Origin of the sequence: Serratia sp. BIGb0234 (assembly GCF_024809915.1) — a bacterium.
GTDB lineage: Bacteria > Pseudomonadota > Gammaproteobacteria > Enterobacterales > Enterobacteriaceae > Serratia > Serratia liquefaciens.
Genome location: NZ_JANUEI010000008.1, coordinates 15,339 through 27,525, shown reverse-complemented (window position 1 = coordinate 27,525; position 12,187 = coordinate 15,339). Strand labels below are relative to the sequence as shown.

Annotated in this window: 9 protein-coding genes and 1 tRNA gene; 6 read left to right on the top strand and 4 right to left on the bottom strand. The window is 54.4% G+C overall.

Annotated features, from left to right (window positions below; translation table 11 throughout):
* Positions 1-36: 36 nt before the first annotated feature.
* The 3 genes from groL to M2407_RS22130 form a co-directional block, all read right to left on the bottom strand.
* Positions 37-1,683, bottom strand: a complete 1,647-nt coding sequence (gene groL, locus M2407_RS22140; RefSeq protein WP_020824884.1) for a chaperonin GroEL — start codon at positions 1,681-1,683, stop codon at positions 37-39.
* Between the two features lie 44 nt (positions 1,684-1,727).
* The gene (locus M2407_RS22135; protein ID WP_004952634.1) at positions 1,728-2,021 is read right to left on the bottom strand and encodes a co-chaperone GroES; all 294 of its coding nucleotides are present in this window, start codon (positions 2,019-2,021) and stop codon (positions 1,728-1,730) included.
* A 184-nt stretch (positions 2,022-2,205) separates the two neighbouring features.
* Positions 2,206-2,697 (bottom strand): FxsA family protein, encoded by a 492-nt coding sequence (locus tag M2407_RS22130; protein ID WP_020824883.1) that lies wholly within the window; start codon positions 2,695-2,697, stop codon positions 2,206-2,208.
* Between the two features lie 345 nt (positions 2,698-3,042).
* Here M2407_RS22130 and aspA point away from each other — a divergent pair, with 345 nt between their 5' ends.
* From aspA to M2407_RS22100, 6 genes are all read left to right on the top strand, one after another.
* Complete coding sequence (aspA, locus tag M2407_RS22125) at positions 3,043-4,479, top strand: aspartate ammonia-lyase (protein WP_020824881.1); 1,437 nt, start codon at positions 3,043-3,045, stop codon at positions 4,477-4,479.
* A gap of 125 nt (positions 4,480-4,604) precedes the next feature.
* Positions 4,605-5,906, top strand: a complete 1,302-nt coding sequence (locus tag M2407_RS22120; RefSeq protein ID WP_044553921.1) for an anaerobic C4-dicarboxylate transporter — start codon at positions 4,605-4,607, stop codon at positions 5,904-5,906.
* Between the two features lie 124 nt (positions 5,907-6,030).
* A complete protein-coding gene (gene cutA / locus M2407_RS22115) occupies positions 6,031-6,354 on the top strand; it encodes a divalent cation tolerance protein CutA (RefSeq protein WP_020824880.1) in 324 nt (107 codons plus the stop codon).
* Positions 6,330-8,039: a protein-disulfide reductase DsbD gene (locus tag M2407_RS22110; RefSeq protein WP_122076688.1), complete on the top strand. Its 1,710-nt coding sequence runs from the start codon at positions 6,330-6,332 to the stop codon at positions 8,037-8,039. Before cutA ends, M2407_RS22110 begins: the two co-directional genes overlap by 25 nt.
* Positions 8,040-8,079: 40 nt before the next feature.
* Positions 8,080-8,655, top strand: coding sequence for a division control transcriptional repressor DicD (gene dicD / locus M2407_RS22105; protein ID WP_020824878.1), 576 nt, complete (start codon positions 8,080-8,082; stop codon positions 8,653-8,655).
* Between the two features lie 159 nt (positions 8,656-8,814).
* A tRNA-Phe gene (locus M2407_RS22100) sits at positions 8,815-8,890 on the top strand.
* A gap of 555 nt (positions 8,891-9,445) precedes the next feature.
* On the opposite strand, the gene torS is transcribed toward M2407_RS22100, so the two are convergent.
* Positions 9,446-12,187 (bottom strand): TMAO reductase system sensor histidine kinase/response regulator TorS, encoded by a 2,742-nt coding sequence (torS, locus tag M2407_RS22095; RefSeq protein WP_259219794.1) that lies wholly within the window; start codon positions 12,185-12,187, stop codon positions 9,446-9,448.

Here is a 12,187-nt window from a genome sequence, read left to right as displayed (position 1 = left end):
GGCCGGGGCTTTTGCACACGCGAACGTGGGGGATGATTACATCATGCCGCCCATGCCGCCCATGCCACCCATACCGCCAGCGCCACCTAAATCAGGTGCGTCGCTTTTTGGCAGATCGGTCACCATGCACTCGGTGGTGATCATCAGGCCAGCCACAGAAGCCGCGTACTGCAGAGCAGAACGGGTTACTTTGGTTGGATCCAGGATACCCATCGCGATCATGTCGCCGTATTCTTCAGTGTAAGCGTTGTAGCCGTAGCTGCCTTCGCCTGCTTTCACGTTGTTGGCAATCACGGAAGCTTCTTCACCGGCGTTGATTACGATCTGACGCAGTGGAGATTCCATCGCGCGCAGAGCAACCTTGATACCGACGTTCTGGTCTTCGTTGTCGCCTTTCAGGTTAGCGATTTTGCTTGCTACGCGGATCAGTGCAACACCACCGCCGGCAACCACGCCTTCTTCAACCGCAGCACGGGTCGCGTGCAGGGCATCTTCAACGCGGGCTTTCTTCTCTTTCATTTCAACTTCAGTTGCTGCGCCCACTTTGATAACGGCAACGCCGCCAGCCAGTTTAGCGACACGCTCCTGCAGTTTTTCACGATCGTAGTCAGAGGTCGCTTCTTCGATCTGCTGACGGATCTGGGTAACGCGGCCTTGGATAGTCGCTTCGTCGCCCACGCCATCGATGATGATGGTGGTGTCTTTGTTGATCACAACGCGCTTAGCCTGGCCCAGGTCTTCCAGGGTCGCTTTTTCCAGCTCCAGACCAATCTCTTCAGAGATAACGGTACCGGCAGTCAGGGTAGCGATGTCCTGCAGCATGGCTTTACGACGGTCGCCGAAACCAGGTGCTTTAACCGCAGCCACTTTCACGATGCCGCGCATGGTGTTGACCACCAGAGTAGCCAGCGCTTCGCCTTCAACATCTTCAGCAATGATCAGCAGTGGTTTGCCGGCTTTCGCTACGGCTTCCAGTACTGGCAGCATTTCACGGATGTTGGAGATTTTCTTGTCAGCCAGCAGGATGAACGGGCTTTCCAGTTCGATAGAACCGGTTTCTGGCTTGTTGATGAAGTATGGAGACAGGTAACCGCGGTCGAACTGCATACCTTCAACAACGTCCAGCTCGTCTTGCAGGCCAGTGCCTTCTTCAACGGTAATAACGCCTTCTTTGCCCACTTTCTCCATCGCTTCTGCAATCAGTTTACCCACGGTTTCGTCGGAGTTTGCAGAGATGGTGCCTACCTGAGCGATAGCTTTGGAGTCAGAGCAAGGTACGGATAATTTTTTAAGCTCTTCAACAGCGGCGATAACCGCTTTGTCGATACCGCGCTTCAGATCCATTGGGTTCATGCCGGCAGCCACAGCTTTCAGGCCTTCGGTGATGATGGATTGAGCCAGTACGGTTGCAGTGGTGGTACCGTCGCCCGCAGCGTCGTTCGCTTTAGAGGCAACTTCTTTCACCATTTGCGCGCCCATGTTTTCAAACTTGTCTTCCAGTTCGATTTCACGAGCAACAGATACGCCATCTTTAGTGATGGTAGGAGCGCCGAAGGACTTATCCAGCACTACGTTACGGCCTTTCGGGCCCAGGGTCACTTTTACTGCATCAGCGAGAACATTCACACCGCGGAGCATTTTCACGCGAGCGTCATTGCCGAATTTTACGTCTTTAGCTGCCATTGGTATTTCCCTTCAACTCGTTCAGTTCAGAAGATAAAGCGCACTTACGCTTCAACAATTGCCAGAATGTCGCTTTCGGACATGATCAACACTTCTTCATTGTCGATCTTCTCTGCTTTCACGCCGTAACCGTCGTTGAAAATCACGATATCGCCAACTTTCACATCCAGCGGCTGGATGTTGCCGCTTTCCAGAACACGCCCTTTACCCACTGCGACAACTTCGCCACGAGTAGATTTACCCGCTGCAGAGCCAGTCAGGACGATGCCGCCAGCAGATTTTGATTCAACTTCTTTGCGCTTGACGATAACGCGGTCATGCAATGGACGAATACTCATTGAACGCTCTCCTGTAAGAAGGTCTCTATCAGATTTAGGGTTGTCACCGGATTGTGAATACCGGCTTGTGGGATTTGAAATGGGGGCATTCCATCCCCCTTCAAGGGGGCGGCCAAAAAAATTTTCGCTTTTGATGGCAATACTGAGCTACTGATGCGAAAAACGCGGCCTGGGCCGCGTTTTTTCAACGATCGTTGCGTTTGTCATGATCGTCGGGCTGATGATCCAGCGTATAGCGATCGTCGTTTTTACGCTGGAACTCGCCGTCGAAGGTGTTGCCGTTGGCAGCATTACCGCCCTGGCTCCAACCGCCGGGGCGGTAAACGGAAAGATGCGGCATCAACTTCAACGTCAGCGATTTTTGCACCGGGGGCAGTAACAACAACAGGCCGAGGAAATCGGTAAAGAATCCCGGCACCAGCAGCAAGAAGCCCGCTAATACCAGTGAAACACTTTTCACCATTTCCGACGCAGGGCTTTCACCTGCTGCCAGCTTTTGTTGCATCTGCATGAAGGTCTTCATGCCCTGGTTGCGCACCAGCGAAATGCCGACGCAGGAGGTGAACACCACCAGCAACAGGGTAATCGCCACGCCCAATACGGCGGCGACTTTAATAAATAGGGATATCTCTATGTAAGCCAACAGAAATATCAGCAGTAACGGTAACCAGCGCACCTGGTTCTCCTCTGGTAGATCTGCGCAACCGCACGTTGGCGACGGCGCGAAAAGGGGGCCGGTTAACGGCCGACCTAAATACAATGGGGTCTGCCGGCGTGCATTTCAACCAAAGGCCCTTTTTTATTGCTAAAGTTAATAAACGTGAAAGGGATCACAGAACCAGAAACAGGCAATTTAAGAAGGCTCAGAAGGTGATCTGGATTCAGTCATTTATTACTAACCAGCATATGATCTGGGCAGCAACGGGCACAGTGGTTAATCGTTTCATGCCTGAAGCCTTCGGCAACATAATTTGGTTCCCTGACAATTAATTAATTCGGCAGCAATACAAAGAAGGTTCACATGTCAAATAACATTCGTATCGAAGAAGACCTGTTAGGAACACGTGAAGTCCCCGCAGAAGCCTATTACGGTGTTCACACTCTGCGTGCGATTGAAAACTTTTATATCAGCAACAGCAAAATCAGCGATGTGCCCGAGTTTGTTCGCGGCATGGTAATGGTAAAAAAAGCCGCAGCGATGGCGAACAAAGAACTCAAAACCATTCCACGTAAAATCGCTGATGTCATCATCCAGGCCTGTGACGAAGTGCTGGATAAAGGCAAATGCATGGACCAGTTCCCGGTGGATGTGTTCCAGGGCGGCGCGGGCACTTCATTGAACATGAACACCAACGAAGTGCTGGCGAATATTGGTCTGGAGCTGATGGGCCACCAGAAAGGCGAATACCAATACCTGAACCCTAACGATCATCTCAACAAGTGCCAGTCTACCAACGACGCCTACCCAACCGGTTTCCGCATTGCGGTTTACGCCTCCAATCAGAAGCTTATCGACGCCATCAACCAGCTGCGCGAAGGGTTTGACCGCAAGGCAAAAGAGTTTGAAACCATCCTGAAAATGGGGCGCACCCAGTTGCAGGATGCGGTGCCAATGACGCTGGGCCAGGAATTCCATGCGTTCAGCGTGTTGCTGAAAGAAGAAACCCGCAACCTGCATCGCACCGCCGAGCTGCTGCTGGAAGTGAACCTGGGTGCGACAGCAATCGGGACGGCGCTGAACACTCCGGAAGGCTACCCGCAACTGGCGGTTCAAAAATTGGCAGAGGTCAGCAACCTGCCTGTCGTGCCGGCCGAAGACTTGATCGAAGCCACCTCCGACTGCGGCGCCTACGTAATGGTGCACAGTGCGCTGAAACGCCTCGCAGTTAAACTGTCTAAAATTTGCAACGACCTGCGCCTGCTGTCTTCAGGCCCACGCGCCGGTCTGAACGAAATTAACCTGCCGGAACTGCAAGCGGGCTCATCCATCATGCCGGCCAAGGTCAACCCGGTCGTACCGGAAGTGGTCAATCAGGTATGTTTCAAGGTGATTGGCAACGACACTTGCGTTACCATGGCGGCCGAAGCGGGCCAACTGCAGTTGAACGTCATGGAGCCGGTGATTGGCCAGGCGATGTTCGAGTCCATTCACATCCTGACCAACGCCTGCTATAACCTGCTGGAAAAATGCATTAACGGCATCACCGCGAATAAAGAAGTGTGCGAGCACTACGTCTTCAATTCTATCGGTATCGTCACCTATCTGAACCCGTTCATTGGCCACCACAACGGTGACATCGTCGGGAAGATCTGCGCCGAAACCGGCAAGAGCGTACGTGAAGTCGTGCTGGAACGCGGTCTGCTGACCGAAGCCGAGCTGGATGACATCTTCTCCGTGGAGAACCTGATGCACCCGGCCTATAAAGCCAAACGCTATACGGATGAAAATGAACAATAACAGACACACCCGGTAGCCCAAAAAGGCACGCTAAATCCCCCTGGATAGCGTGCCTTTTTACTTTCCATCGCCCACAAAATTTTAACTTTTCGTTTTCAAAAAAACTTATTTAAGGAGTAGACACTATGTTAGCCGTAGAATTGGTTATCGTTCTGCTGGCCATTTTTTTAGGGGCCAGGCTGGGCGGTATCGGGATTGGATTTGCAGGCGGGCTGGGGGTTTTGGTCCTGGCGTTGATTGGCGTGAAACCGGGCAGTATTCCGTTCGACGTCATTTCCATCATCATGGCAGTGATTGCTGCGATCTCGGCGATGCAGGTCGCCGGCGGTATGGACTATCTGGTGCAGCAAACGGAAAAACTGCTGCGCAAGAACCCCAAGCACATCACCATTCTGGCACCGATCGTCACCTATTTTCTGACTATCTTCGCCGGTACCGGCAACATTTCGCTTTCCGCGCTGCCGGTGATCGCTGAAGTCGCGAAAGAACAGGGCATCAAGCCTTGCCGTCCGCTGTCTACCGCCGTGGTATCCGCACAGATCGCCATCACCGCCTCGCCAATTTCTGCCGCGGTGGTGTACATGTCTTCAGTGATGGAAGGGCACGGCGTCAGCTATCTGCACCTGCTGATGGTCGTGATGCCGTCTACCTTCTGCGCCGTACTGGTGATGTCGCTGCTGGTAAGCTGGCTGTTCGACTCCAAATTGTCGGACGATCCGGTTTACCTGAAGCGCCTGGAAGAAGGTTTGGTAACACTGCGCGGCAACAAGATCATGGAAATCAAACCCCGCGCCAAAGTGTCGGTGCTGCTGTTCCTGCTCGGCGTGCTGTGCGTGGTGGCTTACGCCATCATCAACAGCCCGGGCCTGGGCCTGGTGGCAAAACCGCTGATGAACACCACCAACGCCATTCTGATCATCATGCTTAGCGTCGCTACCCTGACCACCCTGCTGTGCCGCGTCGATACCGATATGGTGCTTAATTCCAGCACCTTTAAGGCCGGCATGAGCGCCTGTATCTGTATTCTGGGGGTAGCCTGGTTGGGTGATACCTTTGTTCAAGCCAACATTGACTGGATCAAAGAGACTGCTGGCACGGTGATTCAATCGCATCCGTGGCTATTGGCCGTGATTTTCTTCTTCTGCTCGGCGCTGCTGTATTCTCAGGCCGCCACCGCCAAGGCGCTGATGCCGATGGCGCTGGCGTTGAACGTATCGCCATTGACCGCAGTGGCTTCCTTCGCCGCCGTTTCCGGCCTGTTTATCCTGCCAACCTACCCAACGCTGGTCGCCGCGGTACAAATGGATGATACCGGCACCACCCGCATCGGGCGTTTTGTGTTTAACCACCCGTTCTTTATCCCCGGCACCATCGGCGTGATATTGGCGGTGCTGTTTGGCTTCCTGCTGGGCAGCGTGATGCTGTAATGCTTCACCCCGGGGCTGCGGCCCCGGTTTCCCCTCTCCTGCCCCACTGGCGATAAACTCGCCTTCTAGCTGACCGCCCTTCAAGGTATAGTGCCCACTGATAATCTGGATGAGAGGGCTGAAGATGTCTGATTGCGAAGCTGTCGTCATACTCTGCACCGCACCCGATGAGGCCACGGCACAAGACCTGGCGGCCCGGGTTCTGGGGGAAAAGCTGGCGGCCTGCGCCACGCTGTTACCCGGCGCAACGTCGTTATATTACTGGGAAGGGAAACTGGAACAGGAATATGAAGTGCAGATGCTGTTCAAAAGCGATTGCCACCATCAAGATGCCCTGCTCAGCTACCTGAAACAACATCACCCCTACCAGACGCCAGAACTGTTGGTGTTGCCGGTGATGGCCGGAGATAAAGACTACCTGTTATGGATCAACGCCTCATTAAACTGATTTTTCTGCTTTGCAGCCTGTTCTTTCTGCCGCAGGCGGCCCAGGCTTCGCTGTTCGGCCAAAACGGCGGTAGCCAGTTCGTGCCTGTCGATCAGGCCTTCGCCTTTGATTTCAAACAGCAAGGCAATCAGCTGTCGCTGGACTGGCAAATTCGTCCCGGTTATTACCTGTATCGCCAGCAGATCAAACTGGTGCCAAAGCAGGCCACGCTGGGCACCGTTGAACTGCCCGCCGGGCTGAGCCACAAAGACGAATTTTTCGGCGAGGTCGCCATTTTCAAGCAACAGCTGAATCTGAAGATTCCGCTGCAACAAGCAACGGCAGATGCCAGCCTGAGCGTGACCTACCAGGGCTGCGCGGAAGCCGGTTTCTGCTACCCGCCGGAAACGCGCGTGATCCCGTTGAATGCCGTGAGCGCCTCCGCCGCTCCGGTACTCCCTACTGCGGCAGAGCCGGTACCGGCTCCCAATGATCTGCCGTTTTCACCGCTGTGGGCATTGCTGATCGGTATCGGTATCGCTTTCACCCCCTGCGTTTTGCCGATGTACCCTCTGATTTCCGGCATCATTCTGGGCCGTGAAAAACCGCATAGCAGCGGTCGAATTTTGGCGTTGGCCGTGGTTTACGTGCAGGGTATGGCGCTGACCTATACCTTGCTGGGTTTGGTGGTCGCTGCCGCCGGGCTGCAGTTTCAAGCGGCACTGCAACATCCGTACGTGTTGATCGGCCTCTCAGTGCTGTTTATCGCCTTGGCATTGTCGATGTTTGGCCTCTATTCATTGCAATTACCGGCCTCGCTGCAAACGCGTTTAGCGGGCTGGAGCAATACCCAAAAAGGAGGCTCGCTGCCCGGCGTGTTCCTGATGGGGGCTCTGGCTGGATTGATCTGTTCCCCTTGTACCACCGCACCACTCAGCGCGATCCTGCTCTACATTGCCCAGAGCGGTAATATGTGGGCCGGCGGCGGTACCTTGTACCTTTACGCATTAGGCATGGGGATCCCGCTGGTGCTCGTCACCCTGTTCGGCAACCGCCTGCTGCCGCGTAGCGGCCCATGGATGCAGTATGTCAAAGAGGCTTTCGGCTTTGTGATCCTCGCCCTGCCGGTATTTCTGCTGGAGCGTGTGATCGGCGATCTGTGGGGGCTGCGGCTGTGGAGCCTGCTGGGTCTGGCGTTCTTCGGCTGGGCATTTGCCCTTAGCCTGAAAACCTCCCGCGGCTGGGCCCGTGTTTTACAGATGCTATTACTGGCAGCGGCGGTGATCGCCGCACGGCCGTTGCAAGACTGGGCTTTTGGCGTTAACAGCACTCAGCAGGCAGCACCACATCTGAACTTTACGCAGATCAGTAATGTGGAGCAGCTCAACCTGGCGCTGCAGCAAGCACAGGGTAAACCGGTGATGCTGGATCTGTATGCCGATTGGTGCGTCGCCTGCAAAGAGTTCGAAAAGTATACCTTTAGTGATGCGGCCGTTCAGGCTAAGCTGACCAATGCCGTGCTGCTGCAGGCGGATGTGACCGCCAACAATGCCGAACAGGCAGCGCTGCTCAAGCACTTGAAAGTCCTGGGTTTGCCGACAATTCTATTTTTTAACGGCGCAGGACAAGAGTTGACGGCCCAGCGGGTGACCGGATTTATGGATGCTCCAACGTTCAACGCGCATTTGCAGAAAGTAGTGCAATAAATAACACTGAAGTTCAGAACCGAATTTGGAGGGAGCACAAGTGCAACGCGAACAAGTTCTTGATACGGCACTGGGGCTGTTGGAACAACAGGGCCTGGCAACCACCACATTAGAAATGCTGGCAGAAAAACTCGACGTACAGCCGAGCGATCTTAAACGCTTCTGGCCGGATCGCGAAGCGCTGCTGTATGACTGCCTGCGCTATCACGGCCAGCAAATTGACACCTGGCGTCGTCAGTTGCTGCTGGACGAAGCCCTGAGCCCACAGCAAAAATTGCTGGCACGCTACGACGTGCTGGCAGAGTACGTACAACACGATCGCTATCCCGGCTGCCTGTTTATTGCCGCCTGTAGCTTCTTCCCGGAGGTGGATCACCCTATCCACCAGCTGGCCGAGCAGCAGAAGCTGACTTCGCTGGAACTGACCCGTGACCTGCTGCGAGAAATGGACGCCGACGATGCGGATATGGTGGCGCAGCAGATGGAACTGATCCAAGAGGGCTGCCTCAGCAAACTGCTGATAAAACGTCAGCTCCAGGACGTATCCGTTGCCAAGCGCTTGGCGGAAGACATCTTGCAGGTCGCTCAGTGCCGCAGAAATGGCGCATTAAGCTGAATGACACCATGGCGGCGAGCGCAACCACGGTACTTTACGCCCATCTCGCGCTTTTTTTGCTCCCTTTGACTGAAAAGCCAGCAACCGGACGCGTTTTGCCTTATTTCGTTCACAAAGCCGTTGACTGACTTCGGCCAATACGGTTTAATGCTGCGCGTTGCCCGGATAGCTCAGTCGGTAGAGCAGGGGATTGAAAATCCCCGTGTCCTTGGTTCGATTCCGAGTCCGGGCACCACTAATTAAAGAAACCAGCTTAACGGCTGGTTTTTTGCTTTTCTGGAGTGAGACTCATCATCGAACAAGTTCGATTATTCGGCCAGAGGCCTCACCCTGCGGGCCAACGCTAAAGCGTTGTTCAATCCGGCGCAAGCGCCGGTTGTCCGAGTCCGGGCACCATATTTAGAGAACCCAGCCAATGGCTGGGTTTTTGCTTTTCTAGAGTGGGACTCTTCATCGAACAAGTTCGATTATTCGGCCAGAGGCCTCCCCTGCGGGCCAACGCTAAAGCGTTGTTCAATCCGGCGCAAGCGCCGGTTGTCCGAGTCCGGCCCCCTATTTAGAAGAACCCGCCTATGGCGGGTTTTTTGCTTTCTGAGACAGGACTCCTCATCGAACAAGTTCGATTATTCGGCCAAAGGCCTCACCCTGCGGGCCAACGCTAAAGCGTTGTTCAATCCGGCGCAAGCGCCGGTTGTCCGAGTCCGGCACCCTATTTAGAAGAACCCGCCTATGGCGGGTTTTTTGCTTTCTGAGACAGGACTATTCATTGAACAAGTTCGATCGCACGACCTTATTGCGCATCGAGCCAGGCCGAAAGCTGCCGCAATTCTTCCGTGAGGATTTGGCGCAGCGGAATCAATTTATCCGGTGTCTGCTCCAGCTCGGAACAGGCCTCAACCGCATGCTGCATGCCCAAACTGGCACAGCTGCTTTTTAGTTTATGTGCCAAATGCACAACTCTGCGCACATCGCCCGCTTCGCTGGCCTGTTCAAGCTCAGTAACCCATAACAAGGCATGTTCTGTGAACAAGTCTCGCCACTCGCTGATTTTCTCTTTACCGAACACCGCCATATCCTGCGTTAGCTGAACGAGATCCAAACTGGGACCGAGTTGCATCGGGCATTTTTCCGCCGTTAAATAGTGCTCAATCAGTCGGCTTAATGCTGCACAGGCGATAGGTTTTTGTATCAATCCGCAGAATATTTCGCCGACGCGGAGCCTTAACGTTTCGTCGGCAACATGGGCGCTGAAACCAATAAGGGGTAACTGTGGCTGCAACGCAGCAATCAGCCCAGAGAGCGTCACACCGTCCATATCCGGCAGATCCAAATCCACCAGTACACCGCTGAATGCGCCATCAACTGCCAATAGGTTCAATGCGCTTTGGCCATCGCCAACCACCTCAACCATGGCATGGCAAGACAGCAACATTTCGGCGGTAATACGCTGGGTGACCAGGTTATCTTCCACCAGCAGCAGACGGTAACCGGAAAGATCCGTTCGTTCTTCTGCCCGATGCTGTATGGGCGTAGCCGCGATAATCAGCGGCAGACTCAGTGAAAAACAGCTGCCGCTCCCCAGCGTGCTGGTGACGCTTAAGCTGCCTTGCAGTGCCTCCGCCAGCCCCCGGCTGATCGCCAATCCCAGCCCGGTGCCACCGCGCTTGGCCGTCAGCTGTACAAAGGGTTTGAAAATCTGTGCCAGTGCTTCACCGGCAATGCCACACCCCGTATCTGCAACGTCAATTTGCCAGCGCGGCCCATCAATATGGCAGCGAATATCCACCCGGCCTTGATCGGTGAAACGCAGGGCGTTAGCCAACAAATTCATCACAATTTGGCGAATACGCCGCGCATCACCCTTGAGCCATTGCGGCAATTCGTCAGCACAAGTGAGAGCCAATGTAATCTCACGATTACGTACCCGCCCGGAGATTAACCTCATGATACTCGCCAGTAACTGACGTGGGTCGAAAGCCTCTTCGTTGAGCGTCACGCTGCTCTTACCCGCCTCGAGCGCGGAGTAATCCAGAATATCGTTGAGGATCGCCAATAGACTCTCACCGGAGTCATTGATCGCCTGTACGTAGGAGAGGTTCTTTAGCGACAGCGCCTGTTCCGACAACAGCTGAGCCGTGCCAAGAATACCGTGCAACGGGGTTCGAATTTCATGGCTCATCGCGGCCAAAAAGGCCGACTTAGCCCGGTTGGCCTTTTCCGCCTCAGCGCGAGCCTGGTGGTGCTCCATTACCATGGCTTCTAATTCTGCAGTACGTAATTCGACCTGCTTCACCAGGTCTTGGCGCTGGTTTTGTAAGGCATAGGCATTGGCGCGAAAAGCCTCCATCAACTGCCCCATGGTATTTAGCTCCCGCACACCGGAAGTCGCTGGGAATGGCGTGTTGAGATCGCCCTCCAATAACCCTTCCAGAGCCGCTGCTTGCTTCGCCAAGGGCAACGTCACCGAGCGCCACACCACGCGCCACAGGATCAATGACAGCGCCACCAACGAGAATAAACTCAAGATAATCAGCCAGAACTTTCCCGTTTCCCGAGCCTGCCGAAGTGCCTCTAACGCCTGAGTATTACGCCGCTCGATATCGCTGACCTGACGGCTGATTTCAGTACTGAAGCGAGTAAACATATCCAGGTTGTCTTGCGACAGCGCCTGAAGCTGCGCGCGGAGATCCCGTTCCCGCTGATACAGTGCCGCAAGCTGTTGATAACGTTCCAGGGTCTGTAATTCACGCGCTATCTTTTCGCTTGTAAGGGGATCTTCGACTCGCTCCTGCCTGCGCTGGAGAATACGAACGTAGTTGCCGATACGGGAGATTAATTCTGCTGGCGCACGCTCGGCAAGCTCCTTCTCCAGCAGCAAAATCAGATGCTCAATTTGTATCGCATTGAGCCGTAGCTCGGCCATTTGATTTTGATATTCATAATCGATATCGATCAGGCGGTCTAACGCCTGCTCCGCGGCCTGATTGCGATGCTGCTCAATCAAATCGTAAATCCCTGCCTGCGTAACGCCTGCGGCCGTTGCGGCATTGTTTAACTGCCCTTTGGCCAACTCGGCAATGCGGGCCGCTGCATCCATAATTTCACGGGAAAGATCGCGCTGCTGTTTTCGCAGCGTCAGGCGCTGACCAACCAACTCACCCTGCAGACCTAAACTGCGCGTAATGTCGGACTCCTGCTGCTCTATCGCCGTCGTATCAAACCCTTGGCTGCGCAAACGTTCCAAAAGCCGGCTGATACGCAAACTTTGCACCGTGAGCATCTTTCCTTGTGCCATCCAATCGGCTTGGGTATCGGCATTCGTTAAACTTTGGGCGGAAAACAATTCGTATGCACTGGCCTCACTGAGTTGCCGGGCCAAATTCATCGTCGGGATCACCGACCGGGTGTGGTTTTGTTCGACCTCGCCCATAAAGCGAAAACCCAACCAACCTATCAGCGAACTGATCAGCGCTAACCCTGCCATCAGCAGAAAAGCCAACCAAAGTCGCTGTGTTAACGAAGGGTGCCCCAT